Source organism: Methylobacterium sp. Leaf94, from assembly GCF_001426045.1.
GTDB lineage: Bacteria > Pseudomonadota > Alphaproteobacteria > Rhizobiales > Beijerinckiaceae > Methylobacterium.
In genome coordinates, this window is sequence record NZ_LMRM01000029.1 from 1 (window position 1) to 21,260 (window position 21,260).

The following is a 21,260-nucleotide window of genomic DNA, read 5'->3' on the forward strand; positions in this document are numbered from 1 at the left end:
CTCACCCGAACTCAACCCGGTCGAGAACCTCTGGCAGTTCAAGCGGGACAACTGGCTCGGAAACCGGATCTTCCAATCCTACGACGACATCCTCGATCACTGATGCGATACCTGGAACAAGATCATCGCCCAACCCTGGCGCCTCATGTCCATCGGACTGCGCCGATGGGCCCATGAGTTCTGATCAGTGAGGGTTGGTATTACGGGTTCCTTAAGTGGGAGCTTCAAAATACCCACAAAAGTTCGATTGGCGGACTGAAAAATATACAAGGCGTCGAAAACAAGATGCTTGTTTTTGAAGAGCGCTTTGAGGGTGCGGGCGTGAAAAACTATGCGAGCCGCAATCGCTACATGCGTGAAGCGGAGCGCGCATACGATGCTGCGCAGAGTGCCCCTGCCTCGCCGAAGCCGTCTCCTCCGATGAACTTCCCACCTATGGGGCGCGGTATAGGCTCTTTCGATGTGAACGCCCTTGGCGCGGCGCCTCCGCTCGGGAGCAGCACGGTCAACAATGGCTCCACCGTCACGATGAACCACAACACGACGGTGAAGATTGATGCGGGCGGCGACCCGGCAACCGCTGGCGCTCAAACCGAGCGGGCGGTTGGTCGTGCAAACGACCTCAGCTTACGAAACGTGCAGACCGCGATTCGTTGATGCCTTATCGAGGAAGCGCGCCTTGCATCGTCCCAATGATTGCTTGTCCGTTCATGATGAGAAAGGTGTTCTTCTCGGCCTGAACTAGGCGCAGATTGCCAGCACAACCGTCGCTCTGGAAGGGGCCCGGCTTTTTAGGCAGCGTGCCGACGACGACTCCATCCCGGTCATAGACGGCGAGCGGCCCACGCTCGACCGTGATCCGGCCACGAAGCGCGCCATAAATCTCCTTGGTGTCGAAATTGGCGCTTGAGACGATGCCGTATTGGTAGCCGTCCTTCTGCACCAGATCGACTTCAACTTTGCCGCCGAACACCTGCGCGATGCCGCACGCGGCTTCGGCTGACCCAACAGCGAGGATGAGAACAAGGGCGAGGGCGGTGCGCATTACGCGAGATGCACCATGATCAGGTGCATAAACGTATACTCGGAAGCACCTTGCATGAAGTGTTTTACGCTTTTCACTTTACCAGTGATCGTTTCTGCCGCGAAGCCTGCTACATTGTCCGCCCGGAGATCGTCACCGGCCGGAATCGTGCCGAAAGGCATCGGTGACTCTACTTGAAAGACGGGTTCCCCGCCCGAGTCGTATACCTCGAGTAGGTACCGCACGGTTCGCACGCCAGTCGCTGTCATTGGATCACTCCGCCCGAGCCTGTGGATACCGCAATGGCATCCCAGCGAGATAGCCGCCGACGTACGGTTGTCGAGGTCGCTGATGGTACCCTGAAAGGGCGAAGGGCAAGCCGTGGAGAGAGGTATCGCCGTAGTTTCGCTAATCCTCAAGATCTTCCAGCACCTTCAGGGCCTCACGGTGAAAAAACAATCCTCCGATGAACGAAGAAATAGATGCTATACCAGGATTTGTCTGGGCTGAGCTCCACATAACTCAAAGGGTCTCTTTCCATGATGTAACTTCAGGGTAGACCTCGTGAAGTTTGTAAAGTGGAGCGATTGCACCTACAGCAATAAGTCCTAAGGCAACTCCGTTTATAAATGTTGCTTTGTATTTGCGTATCTCATTACGGGACATTTTCCCCAACTGGCTGACTGGCTTACGCATAAAAGACAACTGAGTCTCCTGGTTTGCTATTTATTACAGTATCAATTAATGCATAAAATGCTTCTGTTAGCCGCAATACCGAAAGCGTGCCTGAAGCTACGTTAGCTAACTGTGAGGAGGGGGGCTGGCGAGAGGCTTTGCTATTTGCTCAGCATCTTTGAGAGTAGGGAAGCCGGCGAAAGATCGGGGGCAGCGTCATCCTTGACGATGCCGTCTGACGAAGGTCGGAACAGTGGCGCGAGAATAAGCGCACGATCTTTTTCCTCGACGGCGCCACGCTCAATTAGCGCAAGATAGGTCATCGCCATTGTGGCTCGCTCATCGGCATTAATGGCGAGGTGATGCTCGCTCATGTATAGGCGCACTACGATGCGGGCGGCCCAGAATGCCATGGTGGTTATGACTACCCCGATGGTGACCAGCAGGAGGTAGGCGGTGGCAGGCTTGTCTGCCTGAGCGAATAGGAAACTCGCGATGGAAAGCAGCAATAATCCCCCAAGAACGCCAGAAGCGACCTTCCAGCCATAGTCCAGAAGCAGCTGACGATATCTTGTCGATTCTGTGCGGTGCGTTTTCGCTTTGTCGGTCCAGTAATCCACTGGAGCTTTCAGCTTCATCATCTCTTCGTAAGTATTTCTAACTGCAGCTATCTCGTCAAAGCTGATTTTCTTCTCGGCCTCTAGATCTTTCATTTTGCGATCAAAGTGACGGCTTTTCCAACGGCGTAAAATGTCTTGTTTTCTGCTAAACTCTGACAGCGTCTTAGCATGCTCCCCTACACGCTGACGCTCAGCGTCAAGAATGCTCTCAACGGAATTGTTAAACTTATTGTTGAGTCTGTCGTATGTAGATTTTGCGGAAGCAGCGGCGGCTCTGTTGATGCCTTCCTGCCTTGTGAAAGCTAGAAGAAGACCATCCCAAGTGTCCTTAGAAGAGAGTTGGAGCTGCGAAAATTTACGCGTTAAATAGCTTGGAGCCGCAGCAGCGACGGTGCCGCCCCGCTCTCTTCTCAGCCCTTCCACAAAATCAAATTCTGATGAGCCAACGATAGGCAAATTTCCTTGGACAAAGATCGTCGTTAACTGATGGTCAATTCTCTGTAGGAAGTTATTACTGTCGTTTTCCTGCGTAACGATTTACAGCGTATGAAAAAGACTGTTGAAGAACTCTCCAACGAGATTCTGAGCCATTGAGCTATTCGCAGCGCTCAGCCACTGGTATCCACTTACTTGTTTATTGATAAATGAGGGAAGCTCATCAAGCGTCGCGAACTGTTTGATTCCAGTCGACCCTTCAAAATCAAATGCATAATACGCTTCGGCTGCCACTCTGTTGTCCTCTTCACTCTGCTTTCCGCAGCCGAACACCCGGCCCCTCGCCATTCTGCTCGATGAAGATGACGCCGGCGGCTTCTAGGGCTGAGCGCAGGGCGACCATCGTCGACTGTTTCGCATCCGCGCCGTTCTCGATGCGCGTTACGGTGTTGGCGGTCACGCCCGCCTTCTCGGCAAGCTCTCTTACGCCCCAGCCAACCGCCGCCCGCGCCATCCGGATCTGAACAGGCACCATTTGTATTTTGTCCAAATGCGTGTTGACGCCGTACCAAATCTTGGCTTATAGGTACAGTGTACTAATGCGGCGATACAAAGCCAATCCGCATTGGGCTCTTTCATCACAATTGTTCCTTTTGGCCCCGGAGCACACCGGTTATGGCAATGCCCTCGCTCGCCCCTTTGCACCTCAAGCGCCGCCCTACAGATGGCGTCTACGCTCGGCCCGCTCCGATCCTGGAGCCCGATGAGTACGCACCCGGCATCGCGGAGGACTGGCGCGTCACAGCGCCGGTCCGACCGGACAACCGCCTCTCGCTCGCCCTCGGTACCGCGATCCAGTTCGAGACCGCGATGCGTCAGAAGGATGTGATTGGCGAGTGGGAGCCCATCGCGGGGGAGGGGACCCCGACCGGTATCGTGCTCAATGGCCGACGCTGGGTGAATGGCCTGACCTGGGCTGACATCGCCACGGACCTGTTGGTGCGGAAGGCGACGACGAAGACTGGTGCCTTCGCTGCTCACGACCTCAAGCTCTGCCCCCTGGTGGTCGCGCTGCTTGAGCGGGTGCCGACCGATCGCCGGGTTGGACTCCTCATCCTCGACGAGACCGCCGGCCGGCCCTTCGCTGAATCGGCCTACGGTCGAGAATGGCGGCTGGTCGCCAAGGCAACCGGCGTCCCTGACCACGTCTGGAACATGGATGCCCGGGCTGGGGCCATAACGGAAGCTGAGGATGCCGGCGCCGACCTCGACCATATTCGGTCGGCTGCGGCTCATTCGCAGACGTCGACGACGCAGCGCTACTCGCGTGGTGCCGTCGGAAAATCACGGGCGGTCGCGAATCTCCGCGTCGCGCATCGAGCCGTGAAGAACGGGGCCTGAACAGGCCTTGGGGAACGCGATGGGGAACGCGAGATCAGCGGTAGAGGGTTAGAAAAGCTGATACTTCAACGAGTTAGTTGGAGCGGGCGATCGGGATCGAACCGACGACATTCAGCTTGGGAAGCTGACGTTCTACCACTGAACTACGCCCGCACGACGCGGAGGGGAAGCCGCGGCGGTAGCCCTGAGGGCCACGAGCGGGACCATATCAGACCTACATCCGTTGTCCACAGGTCGGCGGCGCCAGGGACACCCCAGGCGTACGTTCACAAGGCTAGGAGTTTCCGCTAGATTCCGACCGCCTTCCCGGCTTAGCCGGCCCGCGCGCCCGTCGCGGCGTAGAATCGGTCGAACGTTCTCCATACGCCCCCCATACAGGATGCCAACCCTGCGCATGACGGCCAGCACGTGACGACGATCGACGAAACTCCAGGCCCGAGCCGGAACGCCCGACTTATTCTAGCGTCGGCCTCACCCCGGCGCCTCGCACTCCTGCAGCAGGTCGGCATCGACCCCGATGCCCTACTGGCATCCGATATCGATGAGACGCCACGCAAATCGGAGACGCCGCGCGAGCTCGCCCGACGCCTTGCGCGCGAAAAACTCGCGGCCGCCGGGGCTGCAGCGCGGCGGCGGGATGACATGCGTGAGGCCTTCCTCGTCGCGGCGGATACGGTCGTGGCAGTGGGGCGTCGGGTGCTCCCCAAGGCCGAGCTGCCGGGTGAGGCGGCCGATTGCCTGCGGCTGCTCTCCGGGCGCCAGCACCGGGTCTACACGGCCGTCTGCCTCCTCACGCCCCAAGATGTCCGGCGTGAGCGGGTGGTGGAGACCCGGGTGCGCTTCAAGCGCCTGTCCTCCCGCGACATCGAGGCTTACCTCGCTTCCAACGAGTGGCGCGGCAAGGCCGGAGGCTACGCTATTCAGGGTCTGGCCGGGGCCTTCGTGGTCAAGCTCGTGGGATCGTACAGCGCGGTGGTCGGGTTGCCGCTCTACGAAACAGTCAGTCTCCTGGATGGGGAGGGCTTTCCAGTCCGCAGTGCCTGGGGAGGTCCCGCATGAGCGATCCGAACCCTGGCCGCAGACGCTCTGGACCCACGCAGCTCGACCCGTGTCCGATCTGCAAGAAGGCGTCCGAGCCTGCCTACGTTCCGTTCTGCTCCGCCCGCTGCGCCGATATCGACCTCGGCCGTTGGCTTACTGACCGCTACGCCATTTCCACCGCAGAGGATGAGGACGAGGACGCCGATGGCGTCGAGCCACGCCCGGACCAGACCGCCTGAAGATCGTCGCTCCGGCGCGAAAAGCGCCCGTCAAAATCTCTTCCAATCGAGGCTGGACAGGCTGCAATCCACCCCCTATACCCCCGCTCCAGCCGGTGCCGCTTACGCGAACCGGCTGAGGCCCAGGTAGCTCAGTTGGTAGAGCATGCGACTGAAAATCGCAGTGTCGGCGGTTCGATTCCGTCCCTGGGCACCATTGATTCCCGAGTTCTAACGGACGTTCTGTCTTTCGGTATCAACCATCGCACTGCGGTGGAAGGCTGGGTCTGAGTGGCTCTGTCAGGCCGGTCGAGTCTGCTGCGCGAGCCGTATAGAGACTGCCTCGCCTCGGACTGACCGTCGGTCACAATGCGCCGCCATCCTGGCTCCCTGTGCTTTCGACCCGGCCCGTGGCTCCTCCGACGCGGGTTCCGCCGCGTCGGAGGAGGGAACGAACCGCGCACAAGGGGCGTCATCCTTCGACTCTGTTGAAGTTGGAGGAGACTGCCATGGACGATGATCGCGTTTGGTCGTTCGAGAAGAGCTTATGGACTGGCGACGCAAACCATTACCGCGAACTGGTCGACGACGAGTGTCTCATGGTCTTGCCGACGCCGCCCTTCGTGCTCAGCGGCGCACAAGCGATCGAGGCGGTTGCCGCGACCCCACGCTGGTCGGGCATTAAGATCACGAAAGGCCAGATCTCGCGTCCCCAGGAGGGTCTCATCATCATCGCCTATCATGCCAAGGCATCGCGCGACGACGAGTCGTACGAAGCCAATTGTACGTCGACCTATCGCCGGATCTCCCATGAAGTCTGGCAGGTCGTCCAACACCAGCAGACGCCGCCCCTCGCCATTCCCGCTGTTAACGACTGACCGTCAGACCCCGTTTCATAACGGGCTGAACAGCTTAGCTGTTGGGTGAGCGGCGGGCATCGTGGGTGTTGGGAGAGTGTCTGACGCTCACCCAGGACCCCCGATGTGGACGCCCGCCGCCCGCGCCGAGCTTGCGCGCGAGAGCCTTCCCTACGCAACCAGCCTCAGTGATGCCGAGTGGGCGGTGCTTGCGCCGCTTCTACCGGCGCCGTCCAGCACAGGCCGCCCGTGGCGCCGGCCACTGCGCGCAGTCGTTGACGGCATCTTGTACGTGCTGCGGACAGGATGCGCGTGGCGGCATCTGCCGCTGGACTTCCCGCCGTGGAGCACGGTCCATCGCTGGTTCTTGCGCCTTTCGCAGACAGGCGTGTTCGAACGCCTCGCCCATGCCCTCACGTTGGTCGACCGTGAGCGGGTCGGACGCGAGGCTTGCCCGACCGGCTGTGTCGTCGATGCGCAAGCCGCCCGCTCGGGTGGCGTGGGGGTGGCCGGCAAGCGCGGTTACGATCCGGCCCGGCGCGTCGTCGGGCGCAAACGCCACGCGCTGACGGATACGGACGGCCGCCTGCTCTTGGCTGGGGTCTCACCCGCTAACCTGCACGACAGCCACGGCGCGATTGCCCTACTTCGAGCCTCGCGTGGGTTGTTCCCCTTCCTCGCCCACTGCTTTGCCGACCGTGCCTATCGAGGCGAGCGCGTTGGCACGGCCACGACCATCACGGTCGAGATCGTCGAACCCAAGGAAGGCCAGAAGGGCTTTTCGGTCCAACCCAGGCGGTGGGTCATTGAGCGGAGCTTCGGTTGGATCGCCCGCTGCCGCAGGTTGGCCCGCGATCACGAGGCGACCCCGTCCTCTGCGCTCGCCTTCTTCGTGCTCGCCGCAGCCATGATCCTCGTCAGACGGATCGCCCGCGCCTTATGAAACGGGGTCTCACACACAACGGCCCGCCGCCTCTGCTTGGGGCGGGTCGTTGGACCGGATGCGATGAGGCTGCACGGGGCATCCTGCCGATGTACGATGCCCCGTTGACCGCCTTCAGCCGGCGCCATACCCGCCTTCCTTATTCGTCGGGTGCCGGCTGGGCGAGTGGTCGTCGTAACCGCCCGTCTCCGGCCCCCGATTACGGGACGGCTCGACACTGCCGGGTGAGGTCGGGCCGGCCTCGGCGGCATCGTTGCTGGTCCGCGGTTCGACGAGCGACTTGGCCCTAGGCGGGATGGCGCGGGTATCCGTTTCTGCCTTGTCCGAAGTCATGCTTCCCTCTCAGGTTCGTGCTTCATACGGGGAAGAGACCGCCGAGGATCGGGTTCCATCCACCGTGAGCGCGGCGCAATTTCGGCCCCGATGAGGTGAGCCATGGACGCCGCGGCGATGGTCGCTGTCGGGCGACGGCGGCGGGTGTTGCGCGACGGCGACGGCACCACTGCAACTGTGCGCCGCGCGTATAGGAGGACACCATCCTCGCGATCGGCATGTCATGAACCCCAGCCGATAACAGGCTGGTTTGGACCATGGACATGAAGACAGCTGGGTTTCGCCGGACAATGCAGGGCGCGCCGATTGCCGTCCTCCTGGCCCTCGCGTTGGGCAGCCCTTCCGCGAGGGCCGGTTCGGCGGCACAGCCGGGGCAGACGGTGGGGCAACCGCCGGGTGCGCCGTTGCCGGTGGGCCTCTATTTCATCAACACGTCGAGTTTTGGCTCGCGCGATCTCGCTCCACGCTCCACCGACTCGAACATCAACCTGCCGTCGTTCATCTGGGCGACCCCGGCGGAGGTCGTCGGAGGACGACTGCAATTCGTCGTCCTGCAACCGATCGTGGCGTCGAGCACCCGGGGGGCTGCCTACCAGAGCGGGTTCGGCCAGACGCTGCTGGCCGCGCAGGTGGCCTGGAAGCTCGGGCACGACGTGAACTTCAGCTACCTCCTCGGCGCTTATCTCCCGAGCGACACGGAGATCGTCATCCAGAACCCGGTCCTGCATCAGCGCTTCGCCATCACTTACAACGGCGACGGCTGGAATCTGACGGGTAACTTCCTCTATGGCACCTTCTTCGACACGCGCTCGTCCAGCGGGACCTTTTACCCGGACTTCCTCAATCTCGACCTCACGGCCACGAAACATTTCGACCGGTGGGAGGTCGGGCCGGTCGCTTTCGGATCGACCGATCTCCCGACGCACGATCCGAGCTACGCACGTCAGGGCCAAGTCGCGGTGGGCGCGCTCGTCGGCTACAATTTCGGCCCCGTGAACCTTCAGGCCTACGTCACGCGCGACATCGTTCAGCGCAACTATGCAGGCCTCGAGACCCGTGGGTGGCTGCGCGCCACGGTGCCGATTTACCAAGACAAGGACCTGCCGGAGGGATCACGTCCCATCCTGCGCAAGTTCTAGGACGAGCCCAGCGCAGGCTACGCTGGCCTGCGCGAAATGCACGCAAGCTGGCCTCCTTCGCGCAACAGCCGGCTGCTTCGTGCGTATGTTCCTCAGCCGGCGGATCGCTGGGTTTGATGAGGAGGCGGGTGCATGAGACACAAGGCCCTGCGGGATCAGGTTATTGTCATCACCGGGGCCTCTAGCGGCATCGGATTGACGACCGCGCGAATGGCCGCCCAGCGGGGCGCCCGAGTCGTGTTGGCGGCCCGCAGCACCGATGTCCTCGCGCGCGTGGTCAGCGAGATCGAGGCCGAGGGCGGTCACGCCGTCGCCGTGACGGCGGATGTCGGTCGGCGCGACGACGTGCAGGCGATCGCCGACGAGGCGCGGGCGAGCTTTGGTGGTTTCGACACCTGGGTCAACGTTGCCGGGCTGACCGTTTACGGCCCATTGAGCGCGATCGACTACGCCGATCATGAGCGCCTGATCCAAACCAATCTCTGGGGTACGGTGAACGGCTCCCTCGTCGCGGTCGAGCACCTGCGCCGGCACGGCGGAGCCCTGATCAATGTCGGAAGCGTCGCCTCTGACCTCGCCTTCCCGTTCCAGGGCCTCTACGCAACCTCCAAGCATGCCGTGAAGGGATTCACCGACACTCTACGCATGGAGTTGATCGCCGAGGGCGCGCCAGTCTCGGTCACCTTGGTCAAGCCTACCTCCATCGACACGCCCTTGCCGAACCGGGCGCGCAATTACATGGACCGGGAGCCGACGCTGCCCCCGCCGATCTATCCGCCGTCCGAGGTCGCCAACGCCATCCTCCACGCGGCCGTACATCCGCAGCGGGACATCTTCGTGGGCGGGGCCGGCAAGATGTTCGTCATGGGCAAGGAGTTCGTGCCCGGCGCCTACGACGAACTCGCGCCCGCCATCATTGCCCTGCAGAAGCGTTCCGAGACGCCCCGGAACCCGACCGGTGCCCTGCACGCCCCGGTTCAGGCCGGCGCAGAGCGTGGCGACTCGCCGATTTACGTGATGCGCACCAGCGCCTACACGCGCGCCACACTCCATCCACTGACCACCCTGTCGATCGCCGCCGGTCTCGCGACGGCGACAGCCCTGGTTCTCGGGCGGCGTGCCAAGCGTCCGTTGTGAGGCGGTCGACCTCAGACTGACTCAGATTTCCGGATTGGTTCGGACGGAAAATCGATCCCGGGCGGTGATCCGATCCGCCACGAAGTCGTGGATCTCGCGCTGGTAGATCTCTTGGCAGAGAAAGGCGCGCTCGAGGTCGAGACGCTCCTCCTCGATGTCGATGTACCAGCAGCGTCGCCGCCCGCTCCAGCGGTAGCTTCGTCCCTTCAGGACGTCTTTCGTGGCGATGGGAGAGCCCGTGGCCCAGACGCGCACCGTCGGCTTGCGCGCGGTCTCGAGCAGGCAGGCGAGAGCCAAACGCCCAGAGGCCTTCAGAGGCGCCGCGAGGAGTGCCAGCAGCGCGTGACAATCGTCGATGGCGCGATGGCCCTTGTGGAAGTACCCGTGATCGATGAGCAGGTAGCCGAGCTTCAGCCCCTCGTGGCCCTCCGCGTGCCAGGGCACCTGATGGCAGGAGCAGGCCCAGTTCTTCTCGGCGAAGACTGGCCAGCGGGTCTCGCACATCTGGCGGTCGAAGCTGGCGTTGTGGGCGATCACCACGGCGGCGTCGGCCGCCATCGCCATTACAGCCTCGTCGTCGATGCACTGCCCAGCCACATCGGCGTCACCGATTCCAGTCAGGCGGGTAATCTCGGGCGGGATGGGCCGGCCGGGGTCGTGGAGCTGATTGAGCGTGTCGAGTACGCGGTAGACCCGCCCGCTCGCGCCGTACTCGAACTTGATCATGCCGAGTTCGATCACCGTGTCGTGGGTGTGATCGATCCCGGTGGTTTCCGTGTCGACGATCAGGCCGACGAAGGTCGGTTCAATCGGCCGCGCGTCGGCATCCGCGAAGGGCCTGAGCTGCCGGAGGACGCGGTACGCGCCCGTCGTCTCAAGGGCGTCTGCGATCACGTCGAGGGCGTGCGTCGGTGCCACGTTGTCCAGGTCCAGCAGTCCTCCGATCGCGCGAACCCGTACCGGGGCGATCCGGGGCGGAGCTTACGCGCCGATTGGCGCGGTCTGGTAGTCCGTGTCGGCTCAGTATCCCCAGAAGACTGCCAGTGCTGCGGCGCGGGGTCGTCCCGCCGTTGAGCATCGGCATGCCGTGGATCCGGTCCGCTAGCGTCCGGGCTTGTCGAGCCCAAGGTGCTCATGCGCTTCGGCCGGCGTCATGCACCGAATGGTATTCTCCGAAAACCCGAGGGCCCGGAGATCGGCTCTCTGACGATTGGTGATCATCAAGGAAACCGCAGGTGACGCCGTGGAAACCCTTTCATCGGCCGACGGCGCTGCCTCCATCGCTCTGGCAACATGCTCACGGAAGACCGTATCCGCCGCGTCGCGATCGAGAAATCTCAGCAGATCGTCCTCGCCTCCCACCATCGTCCGGTCCCTCATGCTGCATGTCGAGAGGCAGCGTCTGCTATCATATCCCGTCGCTCGCCGTCGCCCCGAACCCATGGAGAACCAGCGTGATACGGGCTCGTACACGGGGCCGACTGCCGCGACGTCGCGATCCCGCAAGGAACGCAGGCTTCGCTGCTTTCACGGCCTGTCGATGGCAAGCCCGTGTTCGACGCGTTGCTCCATGAGGAACGACGCCGCCCAGATCGCCAGACCGCCCAAGGCCAGGGCGACGCCAACCCAGCCGGTGGAGGGGAGGCCGAACCCCGCCGTGAGCGCGAACCCTGCGAGCCAGGGTCCGAGAGCGTTGGCGACGTTGAAGGCGGAGTGGTTCAGAGCGGCCGCAAGCGTCTGTGCATCCTCGGCGACATCCATCAGGCGGGTCTGCAGGATGGAGGCGAGTCCGCCACCGCAGCCGATGAGAAAGACGACCGGCCCGAGAGTCCAGAGGCTCCCGGTGGCGTAGGGATAGAGAGCGAGTGCGCAGGCGCTCCAGACCAGGGTCGCGCCGGCCGAGAGCATCAGCGCTCGATCGGCCGCCCAGGCACAGACGAGATTCCCGAGGGTGAGGCCCAGGCCGAACAGGGCAAGCACCGGCGGGATGGCGCTCGGCGATGCGTGGGTGACCTCTAGCATCGTCGAAGCCAGATAGGTGTAGACGGAGAACAGCCCGCCGAAGCCGATGGCACCGGTGGCGAGGGTCAGCCAGACCTGACCGCGCCGTAGAGCCCCAAGCTCCTGCAGGGCGCTGGCCCCCCGGGCCGGTGCGCCGAGAGGGGCGTGAATCCGAACCAGGATCGCGGTCACCGTGGCGAGGAGGGTCACCAGACCGAAGCTCCAGCGCCAGCCGACGAGTTGGCCGATGCCGTTGGCCAGCGGCACCCCAACCACCGTCGCGATGGTCAGGCCCGCGATGACCCGCGAAACCGCCTGCGAGCGCCGCTCGCGCGGGACAAGCGAGGCGGCGACCAGGGCTGCCACCCCGAAATAGGCGCCGTGCGGCAGTCCGGCGAGGAAACGGAAGGCCAGCATCCAAGAGTAGCTCGGAGCCAGCGCCGACAATCCGTTACCGAGAGCGAACAGAACCATCAAGGTGACGAGGAGGGTCCGCCGTGCGACGCGAGCCGCCAGCACGGCGATGATGGGAGCGCCCACCACGACGCCAAGGGCGTAGGCGCTGATGACATGGCCCGCCGTGGCGGCATCGATCCCAAGATCGGGGGCGAAGGCGGGCAGTAGGCTCATGGCGGCGAATTCGGTGGTGCCGATCGCGAAGCCCCCGGTCGCCAGCGCGACGAGAATAAGGTTCGGATGCGACGCAGGCGCCGGCAGGCCGGGCATGCGATCCGCCGCGGCCGCGGCTTCTAGAGGAGTTGTCTGTCGGAGATCGACGACGCTCATCGCTGGCTTCCGCCGGTCAGCGCCGCGTCGAGGCCGGGCGTGCCGGTCCGGCCTTGAATCAAGGCCCACTCGGGCCTCATAGATGCGATCATGGTTCTGGGGTCCGGTACGGGGGGGCGAGAACGAGCCGCGATCAGTTCTTCGGCACCTTCTCCTTCCCTTTGCCAGGGTTCGACGTGTTGACGAGTTCGGGCGATGCCTTGGCGCGGAGCGTCTGGCGCTGGGCGTCGGTGTCGATCCGCGTGCTCCGGTCGAACGGATCGAGGTGGACGGATTCGCCGGTCCTCAGCGCCTTGGCGATGCCTTCCAGGACCCGCACGTCGGCATACCCCTCCTCGCCGTCGCATTCGGGGTCGCAATCGTTCAGGATGCAGTCGGAGAAGTAGCGCAGTTCACCACCGAAATGGTCTGTGTTCTTAAAGCTCTCGTGGGTCTTACTTCCACCGATGGTAACGGTGTGTTCGAGAGACTTGCCGTACATGTAGCCGGGGTTTACCTCAACGCTCCCCTTCGTACCCACCACCGTGTAGGTGTCGAGCGTATTGCCCACATAGGATAGGACGAACTGCGCCAAGCGGTTGCCCGGGAAGCGTAAGGTCACGGCGACCGTGTCGTCGAAATCGCCGAGACCTGCCTCAGGGTGGCGTACGCCGACGGCGGAGACCACTTCGGTCGGCTCCGACCCGAAAACGTAGCGGGCGGCGTTCACTGGGTAAGGACCCATGTCGAAGATGGGTCCGGCCTCAATGCCACTGCGAGCCCGGTGGTTCTCAGGCGAGACCATCTGGGTGAAGGTCGAGGCGAAGGTTAGCAGGTCGCCGAGCTTGCCAGAGCGGATCAGGTCGATGGTCGCGAGGGTTGCGGGCTCGAAATGTAGCCGGTAGGCCACCATCAGCTTCGCCGGCGAGCCCTTCGCGACGTCGAGGATCTCGCGGCACTTCGCCGTCGAAATCTCTAGGGGCTTTTCCACCAAGACATGGATGCCGGCTTTCAGGGCGGGGATCGCGAACTCCGCGTGGCGCCAGTTCGGGGTGGCGATATAGAGCGCGTCGATCTTGCCCGAGTCGACGAGTTCGCCGAATTGCTCGTAGCCATAGGAATTTGTGACGCCGTACTGCTTGCCGACACCCCGCGCCTTTTCCGGATCCCCGGTGACGAAAGCCACCGCTTCGGAGTTTCCGGTGTGTGCCACACCCGGCAGCATCGCCTCCTGGGTGATGTCGCCGAGGGCGACGAAAGCGTAGCGAACCTTTCGAACCGAGGTGAGGCCGAGGGCAGATGTGAGGCTCATGCGAATCTCCGGGTGCGAAGGGGGAAGCATGTCAGGAGTCGCGATCATGGCCGGGGGCCTCGCCGCGGTTTCGAAAGGCATGTCCCGACAACTGTGCGCTGCAGCGGATGTTGCATAGCGATGCAGCCAGACGCGCAGGGATGCCTTGCGCTCCGCGCAGGTGCCGTTAGGGGCGTTCGACAGATGCTCAGGACGCGTCCGCCAACGGAGGGACAGTGGGTCATGCTCGTCTTGGTCGAGGATGGAGGGGGTGCTCGCCTCGGCCGTGGACCTGCTGTCGGACAATCAGGTTGACGCCATGCTCGGTGCGCTCTCGGTGAATACCCCCGAAGCCGTGACGCGCTTCGGCGTTCCCAATCGTGATCGATGAACGCCTCGGTCACCAATCGCTGGGTCCGCACGGTGGTGGCCGAACGACCATGGGGCCAGCGACACGATCGCGCAGCATCTGTACGAGCAGGGCGCCTGTCGCTTCGGCTACATCGCGGGCTGGCTGGGAACGCTTGCCCAGGAGCGCCGTGAGGCCGCCTTCCGACAAGGCCTCGCTGAACTCGGCATCACGGACTGCGCCCGGGCGCAGGGAGACCACCACCACGGCGGCGGGTCCGCGGCGGTGAGGGCACTCTATGCCTTCGGCATCGGGCCGGATGGCCTGTGCTGCCAGAACGATCTGGCGGCGATGAGCGCCATCGACGCGTTGAGGGTCGTAATTCTGTCTACGCTGTCCAGAGGGCGTGCTGGGCGCCGGTTACGACCACATCGCGGGGTCAGCCCGGCCTCCCTATCGCCTGACCACGGTCGACGTGGGCCTCGAGCGTGTCGTGCCCAGGCCTTCGCGCGGGTCGAGGCGGAGGATGGCGGTCCGCCCGAAGTTCTGGTGAAGCCGGACCTCGTCCCGCGCCAGCGCGCGCAGTTGACCGGGTGGACGCTGCCTTCTTGCTGGTCAACCGCTCTGCCGGCTGCCTCCCAAGGTTTCGACGGGCGACATCTCCGCAGGCTGTCCGAGCCGTGCGATTTCGGCGGCCAACTCCTGCAGGCTGGCATCCCCCTTCCGTACGACGCGATCGACGCCGGTGAGTTCGTTACGCTCAGCCGGAGAGATGTCCCGGGCGCTGAGCACCACCACCGGGATGTCGCCGCAGTCGGTGAGAGCACGCAGCCGTAGGAGGAACGAGAAGCCGTCCATGACCGGCATGGTGAGGTCGAGTAGGATCACGGCGGGGCGCGTCTCGTGAACCCGCGCCAGGGCCTCGACCCCGTCGCCGGCTTCACGCACCGACCAGCCGTCGCGCTCCAGCACATGGCGCAGGCGCTCGCGCATTCCCGCATCGTCGTCCACCACCAGCACCCCGCCGCCCACAGGGCCGAGCCGGCTGAGTACCGCTTTCAGGCGTCCCCAATCGACCGGTTTGGGCAGCGCATCGGCTGCTCCCAGCGACTCGCTAAGCGCCGCATCGGACACGAAGCTGACCATCACCACCGGTATGTCGCGGGTCGCCGCATCGGCCTTCAGGGTTGCCAGGACGGTCCAGCCGTCGACCTCCGGCATCATCACGTCGAGCAGGATGACCCGGGGCGACAGGGTGCGCGCCAAGTCGAGGCCGGCCCGGCCGTCGCCGGCCGTTCGCACCGAGAACCCCTGCCGGACCAGGAAGCGCGCCATGAGGTCCCGCTGGCTCGCCTCATCGTCGACGACGAGCACGAGGCCCCGGTTGCCCCCGGCCCCGTGCTCGGACCGCTCATCGGGCTCAGAAATGTCAGAAACCGCGACGGCGGGGAGAACGGCCGGCACGGTCAGGGTGAAGGTCGTCCCTCGCCCCTCGGCACTCTCCAACACGACATCCCCGCCCATCAGGCCGGCGAACGCCTTGGTCAAGGCCAAGCCAAGGCCGGTTCCACCGTACTTGCGCGTTGTCGTCTCGTCCACCTGGGCGAAGCGCTGGAACAGCCCCGCCACCTGCTCGGGCGACATGCCAATGCCGGTATCGGCGACGGCAAAGCTCAGCCAATCTTCCGTCGCCGTTGTGTGGCGCCGGACTCGGAGGGTGACGGTCCCCTCCTCGGTGAACTTGCCGGCGTTGCCGATCAGATTGAACAAGCACTGGCGCAGCTTCACCGCGTCGGTGCGCGCATCGCCGAGGTCCGATGCGAGGTCGACAACGAGGCGGTTGCCCTTCTTGGCCACCAGTGCCTCGACGGTCGCGGCGGCGTCACGCGCGAACGCCTCAACGATGATGTCCTCGGCATACACGTCCATCTTTTCGGCCTCGACCTTCGATAGGTCGAGTACGTCGTTGATCAGACCGAGCAGGTGTTGAGCATTCGTGCGGATCTTGCCGAGATCGGCAAGAAAGCTGTCTTGCCTGAGGTCTTCCGCCTCCTCCTCGAGCATCTCGGCATAGCCGATGACTGCCGAGAGCGGGGTTCGCAGTTCGTGGCTCATGTTGGCGAGGAAGCGGCTCTTCGCGCGGCTCGCTTCCTCAGCGGCGTCGCGCGCCTCCCGCAGCGCCGCTTCGTAGGCATGCCGCTCGGTGACGTCCACATGGACGCCAACCCATTCCCGGATCGCACCGTCGAGGTCGTGTACCGGCACGGCGCGCACCGCGTAATGGCGCCAGCCGCCGTCCGGGTGACGCACGCGCTGATCGACGACGTAGGGCGTGCCTGTTCGGACCGCCAATTCCCAGACGAGGCGGGCATTCTCCGCGTCGTTGGGGTGCAAGACGCGCGTCCACCCGCCGCCACGATATTCCGCGAAGGGTTGCCCGGTGATCTGCTCCCAGCCGGGCTGCTCCTCCACGAATTCGCCCGCCGCGTTGGTATTCCACATGACGCCGTTGACCGCCCTGACGGCGGAGCGGAACCGCGCCTCACTGACGTGCAGGCGTCGTTGAACCCGTCCCTGTTCGAGGGAGCCCGCCATCATTGCGAGAAACAGGATAACGAAAGTCACGCCCGCTACGGCCAGGGCGAGGTTCTGCGGGCCGGCCGCCGGCATCGCCCGCTGCGCCGCGGGGGCGCCGCCCGCCGTAAGGGTGAAACTGGCCGCTGCCATGCCGGTGTAGTGCATGCCGGCCACGGCGAGCCCCATGATGCAGGCGGCGATCAGCTTCTGCCAGAGACGGTTGCGGCGGAAGGCGAGCCATAGAGCGGCGGTCGCCGCCGAGACCGCGATGGCGACCGAGGCGGCCACCATGGCCGGATCGTAGACCGTGTTGCCCGGGACCCGCATCGCTGACATGCCGGCATAGTGCATGGCGGCAACGCCGAGGCCCATCAGAGGCCCAGCGACGAGGAGCGACTGCGAAGTTCCTCGGATCGCGACCCAGCCGAAGGCCGCCGCTGTGGCGGTCACGGCAACGAGTAGCGACAGGGCCGTGATGCTTAGATCATAGGTGGCGGGAGCGCCCATCTCGAAGGCGAGCATGCCGACGAAGTGCATCGCCCAGATCCCGCCCCCCATCGCGAGGGAGGCGGCGCCGACCCAGACCCAGCGCAGGCCGGCCGTCGCGCCGCGGATCCGCGCGGCGAGGTCGAGCGCCGTGTAAGAAGCGAAGACCGCGATGGCGATCGAGAGCGCCACAAGGGCGGGGTCGTAGCCGGTATGAACCATGGAATTGCCCGTACGGTGCTGGCCGCCTCCGTCCGAGGACCCGGTGACCCTGAGGACGACGCGGCCATCAGGGAGGCAACAGGCGCTGTCTGTAGACCATGCCCAGCTCACTCACTGCTTCACGAAGCCGTGCGGCGACTGCCGGCATGGGAGACAACCCACGTTCGTTCCAGCGGTCCGGCCCGGCCAAGTCCGCTGAACCCGGCGGAGACGGGGCGCGCGTCCGCCTCAGAGCCTGTTTGAGATCATGATTTCAGGCGGGATTCTTGAGGGCGTTGGCGGCCATGAGGCTAGCGACGCAGGCGAGGCGACCCTTTGCGACGTCGAGGCGACCAGCGCGCTCACGGTGTCGGCCGCCCCAGTGACTGAGCCAGCCGAAGGTCCTTTCTACGACCCAGCGCCGCTCCAGCACGACGAAGCCCTTCTGGTCCGGCTGCGTTTAGACCACGCGATGGCGCATGCCTCGAAGGTTGCACCATTTTTGCAGCGCTCGGCCTATGAAGGCACCGTCAAGGAGAGCCGGACGCAGGCTGGGCCACGCCTGCTTGTCCGCACCCAGCGCCGGCAGGGTGTCGCGATCCTGCACGTTGGCCGGCACGACGGCCAGCGCCAGGACGTGCCCTTCGGCATCCACCAGGGCCACGCGTTTGCGCCCGACCAGCTTCTTGGCGCCATCGTAGCCGCGCGGCCCGCGTACCCCGATGCACTTGACTGTCTGCGTGTCGATGATCGCCAGCCGTGGATCGGGCCGACGTCCGCAACGCCGCCGCTGACGGCGCGCCAGAGCCGGCATCAGGCTCTCGAACAGTCCCTTCTCGATCCAGCGCCGGAACCAGCCGTAGACCGTGCGCCAGGGCGGAAAGCCGGCCGGCAACGTCCGCCATCCTCCGCCCGTTCGCAGGTACCATGCGATCCCCGCCAGCAATTGACGCGCCGCCGTCGCTTCTGGACGGCCCGGCGGATCGGCTCGAATCAGGAAACGGGCCACCTCGTCCAATCCCGCTTGCAAGATCAGACAGATGGGGGCGGCCGGCGGAGGGGCTCAAACAGGCTCTGAGTAGGGCTGCGTCGGGGAAATGGATGCCAACGAGCCAGGGTTCCTGCGCGTGGCAGCGCGCTGAACGGCCGACCCCGTGAAGATTGTCGTCTCGATACAAGCGACATTGCGCCAGCTTGAACGCCAAAGAGGTCGCACAATTTCGTTGCGTGGCAGCGCGCCGGCTCTTCCATTCCTTTCTGAAGCGCAACTATTCCTCGGGATGCATGGCGACATACTTCACGGCCGACACGCATTTTGGTGACGCATCTCTCGTTCAGCGTCGACGTCAGATTTTCGGGTCCGTGGAGGCCCACGACGAGGCCCTGATCGCCCGCTGGAATATGGTCGTCGGAGTGGCCGACGAGGTCTGGCACCTCGGTGACTTCGCCGCTGATGCCAGCCGCGCGCATTGTGCCGCTGTCTTTGCTCGCCTGAATGGCATCAAGCGCTTGGTGCGAGGCAATCATGATACGAACCGGGTGCTCGAACTGCCCTGGACCGAGCCACCGGTGGAAAGCGCCCCTATCACCGTAGAGAATTCCAAAGGCTTCGCCTTGCGGCTCTTTCTCTCGCATTACCCGCACCGTTCCTGGCCGGGCTTCTGGCGGGAGACCCGGCACCTGTATGGACATACGCATGCCTGCCTGCCGGATACGACCCGTTCCTGGGATGTCGGCGTTGATGCCTGCGATTACCGCCCAGTCGACCTGACAACGCTCATCGCGCGTCTGGACGCGGCGCTGCAGGCTCCCGAGGAAATGGCGGCGCGCGGCCTACGCTGAGCTTTTCCGACGATCCGACGCCCCCGAGATGGCTCGGCGTTCGCCGACTTTCCGCGGCGCTGCGGATTCTGCGCTCGCATCTCCTACGTGGCGTGACCTCGATCCTTCACCCCCGAAATGCGCCCTCCATGCGCTGGGGTTGGTCACGGCAGTGCGGTGTTAGTCAGACAGAGCTCCAGACCAGCGCAATATGAAAATTCGTAATACGCAGTTCCTCAACGCGAAATCCTGATCAACCTGAATGTTCATCGGGCATGCCGCTCGCACATCCAGGCAAGCCTTTTGATGACGCTTGGGTGATCAAGACGGAGTGTCGAGGCGCCGGCCGGCACCTATCCGGTGCGCGAACACCGCGTGCGGCAGCAGCGGCCAAGCCCGGATCACACTGGGTGATCCCGATCCTTGGTTCGGCCCCAGTCTCTAAGAGGCAACGACGTTCCGAGTCGCTCCGATTGGCGCGGCGCTTCGGTGAACGCGCCAGGACGTGGAGCATTCGCGTTGCCGCGAACGACATCCCCCTGAACGATCGCATGGCCGGAGGCGACCGCCAGGATCAGCTGCGTCGCGTAGGCACGAGGTCCACTTCCTTTCAGGGACATTCCCGGGCCGCCGGGGCGGAGTTTGTTGCCGATCAAGCCCCAAGGCGCTGGGATCGGAAGCCGCCTGATGCCTAGCCCCCGATCGATCAGCGCCGCCGCGTCCTCGATCTGCCCGGCAAGCAGGAGAAGCCCGGGACGCGTGATCCGAAATGCGTAGTTGCTCTCATCATCCACTTCCACGAGCGAGACGAGCTTCAAGGACAGAGCCTGACAGGCGATATCCACGTTGTCCCGCGTGAATTCGGCCTCAAGCGCGAGAGGTTGTGCAGATGTCCGGCAGGAAACCCGTTCGAGGAACAGGCGGCGTCTGAACGTTTGTGCCATGTCCCTCGCACACGGATCGCTCACCCTGGATCGATCTTGCCGGTATCAGCATGCCGTCGCGGAAGTTTCGGACTGGTTGCGACCGAAGCGTCCGCAGATCGCCAAACGGAACCTGTCTGACGGCTATCCCCAACTCCGCTGAAATGGCGAGCCGGAGATGTCGCGGGTGGGACCGCCGGATGCGACGAGGCCAGATGATGGACTGACTTCGTGACCGTGTGGGAATTAATCTCTCTCGAACGCAACGCGGAGTTCGGCAGGGTTGCGCCAAGCCACCCGTACCCGAAGTTTCACGGATCGAATTTGCAAGACGAAACGATTGGGGATTCCCAGAACGCCAACGACCCGCGATCGTATTCCACCCAACGAGCGGTCAACGAGGGCACAACTCGCAGGATTGGCAAGCTCGATGAGGATACGCGCACCGCGCGACTGCAGCGTGGACCGCTCCGACCGCCTATCATCCATCGCATGATTTGGCATCTGCGTCCCGATCAAAGCGTCTGCATCTTTGAAGTTGCTGCGCGTGAAAATCGTGAAAACCATCGGTGATGAGCTCAAGTTTTGTCACGACGGCTGCGGTTCTCGTTCCAGGCAGGCAGCCGTTTCCCATCAGACGTCAGCGGTAACCTTGAATGGTGGGGCGGGAATCCCTTGTTGTTCGCCACCGCTGCCCTCTGTGAGAGGAGGGGATCGTTCAGGAAGGTTGACCATGACGAAGCTGTTCATTGCCAAGATCCGTTCCGCCGCGGGGACAAAGCCCTTGGTGACCGTTCGGGCCGCTGCTGAAGGGGAAGCGCGGCTGTTCTTGGAAGCTGCGTATCCGGAAGACGAGATCGTTGATGTCGCAGAACCCAGCGGCTGGGCGAGCGATGCCGATACCGGAAGTGCACCGGGTGATATCCGCGAACATGCTGGGGTGGAATGGCAGGCACCTTCGAGCCACGCAGATTAACGCGCCGACGGTCTCGATCGCCCCCGCATCCGCCAAAGTCGGACTGA

The 21,260-nt window shown here is 63.8% G+C and carries 21 protein-coding genes, 2 tRNA genes and 3 pseudogenes; 13 read left to right on the top strand and 13 right to left on the bottom strand.

What is annotated here, in order from left to right:
* Positions 1-184, top strand: a pseudogene (locus tag ASG63_RS15025) (IS630 family transposase); the annotation flags it as partial.
* Between the two features lie 101 nt (positions 185-285).
* A complete protein-coding gene (locus ASG63_RS25350; RefSeq protein ID WP_156394204.1) occupies positions 286-657 on the top strand; it encodes a hypothetical protein in 372 nt (123 codons plus the stop codon).
* Between the two features lie 4 nt (positions 658-661).
* Here ASG63_RS25350 and ASG63_RS15030 read toward each other — a convergent pair whose 3' ends face one another.
* The 5 genes from ASG63_RS15030 to ASG63_RS15045 form a co-directional block, all read right to left on the bottom strand.
* The gene (locus ASG63_RS15030; RefSeq protein ID WP_056217887.1) at positions 662-1,045 is read right to left on the bottom strand and encodes a hypothetical protein; all 384 of its coding nucleotides are present in this window, start codon (positions 1,043-1,045) and stop codon (positions 662-664) included.
* Positions 1,045-1,206 (bottom strand): hypothetical protein, encoded by a 162-nt coding sequence (locus tag ASG63_RS15035; RefSeq protein WP_156394205.1) that lies wholly within the window; start codon positions 1,204-1,206, stop codon positions 1,045-1,047. Before ASG63_RS15035 ends, ASG63_RS15030 begins: the two co-directional genes overlap by 1 nt.
* A 654-nt stretch (positions 1,207-1,860) precedes the next feature.
* A complete protein-coding gene (locus ASG63_RS25355) occupies positions 1,861-2,775 on the bottom strand; it encodes a DUF6161 domain-containing protein (protein ID WP_156394206.1) in 915 nt (304 codons plus the stop codon).
* Positions 2,776-2,856: 81 nt separating this feature from the next.
* Positions 2,857-3,048, bottom strand: a complete 192-nt coding sequence (locus ASG63_RS25360) for a hypothetical protein (protein ID WP_156394207.1) — start codon at positions 3,046-3,048, stop codon at positions 2,857-2,859.
* A 13-nt stretch (positions 3,049-3,061) separates the two neighbouring features.
* The gene (locus ASG63_RS15045; protein WP_244479924.1) at positions 3,062-3,289 is read right to left on the bottom strand and encodes a helix-turn-helix domain-containing protein; all 228 of its coding nucleotides are present in this window, start codon (positions 3,287-3,289) and stop codon (positions 3,062-3,064) included.
* Positions 3,290-3,429: 140 nt separating this feature from the next.
* Between ASG63_RS15045 and ASG63_RS15050 the strand changes: the two genes are divergently transcribed.
* Positions 3,430-4,155 (top strand): hypothetical protein, encoded by a 726-nt coding sequence (locus ASG63_RS15050; RefSeq protein WP_244479925.1) that lies wholly within the window; start codon positions 3,430-3,432, stop codon positions 4,153-4,155.
* A gap of 78 nt (positions 4,156-4,233) precedes the next feature.
* Here ASG63_RS15050 and ASG63_RS15055 read toward each other — a convergent pair.
* A tRNA-Gly gene (locus ASG63_RS15055) sits at positions 4,234-4,308 on the bottom strand.
* A gap of 264 nt (positions 4,309-4,572) precedes the next feature.
* Between ASG63_RS15055 and ASG63_RS15060 the strand changes: the two genes are divergently transcribed.
* The 7 genes from ASG63_RS15060 to ASG63_RS15085 all read left to right on the top strand — a co-directional run bounded on the left by ASG63_RS15060 (position 4,573) and on the right by ASG63_RS15085 (position 9,823).
* Entirely contained in the window at positions 4,573-5,214 is a 642-nt protein-coding gene (locus ASG63_RS15060) for a Maf-like protein (RefSeq protein WP_056217958.1), read from the top strand.
* Complete coding sequence (locus ASG63_RS24375; RefSeq protein WP_082559333.1) at positions 5,211-5,435, top strand: DNA gyrase inhibitor YacG; 225 nt, start codon at positions 5,211-5,213, stop codon at positions 5,433-5,435. Before ASG63_RS15060 ends, ASG63_RS24375 begins: the two co-directional genes overlap by 4 nt.
* 120 nt (positions 5,436-5,555) lie before the next feature.
* A tRNA-Phe gene (locus ASG63_RS15065) sits at positions 5,556-5,631 on the top strand.
* Positions 5,632-5,923: 292 nt separating this feature from the next.
* Positions 5,924-6,292: a DUF4440 domain-containing protein gene (locus ASG63_RS15070; protein WP_056217961.1), complete on the top strand. Its 369-nt coding sequence runs from the start codon at positions 5,924-5,926 to the stop codon at positions 6,290-6,292.
* Positions 6,293-6,395: 103 nt separating this feature from the next.
* Positions 6,396-7,214, top strand: coding sequence for an IS5 family transposase (locus ASG63_RS15075; RefSeq protein ID WP_056217898.1), 819 nt, complete (start codon positions 6,396-6,398; stop codon positions 7,212-7,214).
* Between the two features lie 596 nt (positions 7,215-7,810).
* Positions 7,811-8,686, top strand: coding sequence for a transporter (locus ASG63_RS15080; RefSeq protein ID WP_082487012.1), 876 nt, complete (start codon positions 7,811-7,813; stop codon positions 8,684-8,686).
* Positions 8,687-8,818: 132 nt separating this feature from the next.
* Positions 8,819-9,823, top strand: coding sequence for an SDR family oxidoreductase (locus ASG63_RS15085; protein ID WP_056217905.1), 1,005 nt, complete (start codon positions 8,819-8,821; stop codon positions 9,821-9,823).
* 21 nt (positions 9,824-9,844) lie between these two features.
* On the opposite strand, the gene ASG63_RS15090 is transcribed toward ASG63_RS15085, so the two are convergent.
* The 4 genes from ASG63_RS15090 to ASG63_RS15105 form a co-directional block, all read right to left on the bottom strand.
* The gene (locus ASG63_RS15090) at positions 9,845-10,741 is read right to left on the bottom strand and encodes a 3'-5' exonuclease (protein WP_056217907.1); all 897 of its coding nucleotides are present in this window, start codon (positions 10,739-10,741) and stop codon (positions 9,845-9,847) included.
* 183 nt (positions 10,742-10,924) lie between these two features.
* Positions 10,925-11,188 carry a hypothetical protein gene (locus ASG63_RS15095; RefSeq protein ID WP_156394208.1) on the bottom strand — a complete coding sequence of 88 codons (264 nt, stop codon included), beginning with the start codon at positions 11,186-11,188 and terminating at the stop codon, positions 10,925-10,927.
* 162 nt (positions 11,189-11,350) lie between these two features.
* A complete protein-coding gene (locus ASG63_RS15100; protein ID WP_056217916.1) occupies positions 11,351-12,550 on the bottom strand; it encodes an MFS transporter in 1,200 nt (399 codons plus the stop codon).
* Between the two features lie 193 nt (positions 12,551-12,743).
* Positions 12,744-13,949, bottom strand: coding sequence for a Gfo/Idh/MocA family protein (locus ASG63_RS15105; protein ID WP_244479927.1), 1,206 nt, complete (start codon positions 13,947-13,949; stop codon positions 12,744-12,746).
* A gap of 400 nt (positions 13,950-14,349) precedes the next feature.
* On the opposite strand from ASG63_RS15105, the pseudogene ASG63_RS27060 reads away from it, so the two are divergent.
* Positions 14,350-14,592 (top strand): annotated as a pseudogene (locus ASG63_RS27060) (substrate-binding domain-containing protein); the annotation flags it as partial.
* A gap of 252 nt (positions 14,593-14,844) precedes the next feature.
* Here the strand turns inward: ASG63_RS27060 and ASG63_RS15110 are convergent.
* Both ASG63_RS15110 and ASG63_RS15115 read right to left on the bottom strand, forming a co-directional pair.
* Entirely contained in the window at positions 14,845-17,514 is a 2,670-nt protein-coding gene (locus ASG63_RS15110) for an MHYT domain-containing protein (RefSeq protein WP_056217922.1), read from the bottom strand.
* A gap of 253 nt (positions 17,515-17,767) precedes the next feature.
* Positions 17,768-18,502 (bottom strand): annotated as a pseudogene (locus ASG63_RS15115) (IS5 family transposase).
* A gap of 275 nt (positions 18,503-18,777) precedes the next feature.
* Here ASG63_RS15115 and ASG63_RS15120 point away from each other — a divergent pair.
* A complete protein-coding gene (locus ASG63_RS15120; RefSeq protein WP_056217930.1) occupies positions 18,778-19,335 on the top strand; it encodes a hypothetical protein in 558 nt (185 codons plus the stop codon).
* A gap of 380 nt (positions 19,336-19,715) precedes the next feature.
* Here ASG63_RS15120 and ASG63_RS25370 read toward each other — a convergent pair whose 3' ends face one another.
* Positions 19,716-20,258 carry a hypothetical protein gene (locus tag ASG63_RS25370; RefSeq protein ID WP_156394209.1) on the bottom strand — a complete coding sequence of 181 codons (543 nt, stop codon included), beginning with the start codon at positions 20,256-20,258 and terminating at the stop codon, positions 19,716-19,718.
* A 712-nt stretch (positions 20,259-20,970) separates the two neighbouring features.
* Between ASG63_RS25370 and ASG63_RS24385 the strand changes: the two genes are divergently transcribed.
* On the top strand, positions 20,971-21,213 hold the full coding sequence (locus ASG63_RS24385) for a hypothetical protein (RefSeq protein WP_082504746.1): 243 nt from the start codon (positions 20,971-20,973) through the stop codon (positions 21,211-21,213).
* The last annotated feature ends 47 nt before the right edge of the window (positions 21,214-21,260 follow it).

Bases quoted from the DNA above. Each gene is read 5' to 3' on its own strand.
- ASG63_RS15035 (WP_156394205.1), bottom strand. From the start codon at position 1,206: ATGCCTTTCGGCACGATTCCGGCCGGTGACGATCTCCGGGCGGACAAT.
- ASG63_RS15095 (WP_156394208.1), bottom strand. From the start codon at position 11,188: ATGGTGGGAGGCGAGGACGATCTGCTGAGATTTCTCGATCGCGACGCG.
- ASG63_RS15080 (WP_082487012.1), top strand. From the start codon at position 7,811: ATGAAGACAGCTGGGTTTCGCCGGACAATGCAGGGCGCGCCGATTGCC.
- ASG63_RS25350 (WP_156394204.1), top strand. From the start codon at position 286: ATGCTTGTTTTTGAAGAGCGCTTTGAGGGTGCGGGCGTGAAAAACTAT.
- ASG63_RS24375 (WP_082559333.1), top strand. From the start codon at position 5,211: ATGAGCGATCCGAACCCTGGCCGCAGACGCTCTGGACCCACGCAGCTC.
- ASG63_RS15085 (WP_056217905.1), top strand. From the start codon at position 8,819: ATGAGACACAAGGCCCTGCGGGATCAGGTTATTGTCATCACCGGGGCC.
- ASG63_RS15045 (WP_244479924.1), bottom strand. From the start codon at position 3,289: ATGGTGCCTGTTCAGATCCGGATGGCGCGGGCGGCGGTTGGCTGGGGC.
- ASG63_RS15110 (WP_056217922.1), bottom strand. From the start codon at position 17,514: ATGGTTCATACCGGCTACGACCCCGCCCTTGTGGCGCTCTCGATCGCC.
- ASG63_RS15105 (WP_244479927.1), bottom strand. From the start codon at position 13,949: ATGATCGCGACTCCTGACATGCTTCCCCCTTCGCACCCGGAGATTCGC.
- ASG63_RS15075 (WP_056217898.1), top strand. From the start codon at position 6,396: ATGTGGACGCCCGCCGCCCGCGCCGAGCTTGCGCGCGAGAGCCTTCCC.
- ASG63_RS15050 (WP_244479925.1), top strand. From the start codon at position 3,430: ATGGCAATGCCCTCGCTCGCCCCTTTGCACCTCAAGCGCCGCCCTACA.
- ASG63_RS15030 (WP_056217887.1), bottom strand. From the start codon at position 1,045: ATGCGCACCGCCCTCGCCCTTGTTCTCATCCTCGCTGTTGGGTCAGCC.
- ASG63_RS25370 (WP_156394209.1), bottom strand. From the start codon at position 20,258: ATGGCACAAACGTTCAGACGCCGCCTGTTCCTCGAACGGGTTTCCTGC.
- ASG63_RS24385 (WP_082504746.1), top strand. From the start codon at position 20,971: ATGACGAAGCTGTTCATTGCCAAGATCCGTTCCGCCGCGGGGACAAAG.
- ASG63_RS15120 (WP_056217930.1), top strand. From the start codon at position 18,778: ATGGCGACATACTTCACGGCCGACACGCATTTTGGTGACGCATCTCTC.
- ASG63_RS15070 (WP_056217961.1), top strand. From the start codon at position 5,924: ATGGACGATGATCGCGTTTGGTCGTTCGAGAAGAGCTTATGGACTGGC.
- ASG63_RS15100 (WP_056217916.1), bottom strand. From the start codon at position 12,550: ATGCCCGGCCTGCCGGCGCCTGCGTCGCATCCGAACCTTATTCTCGTC.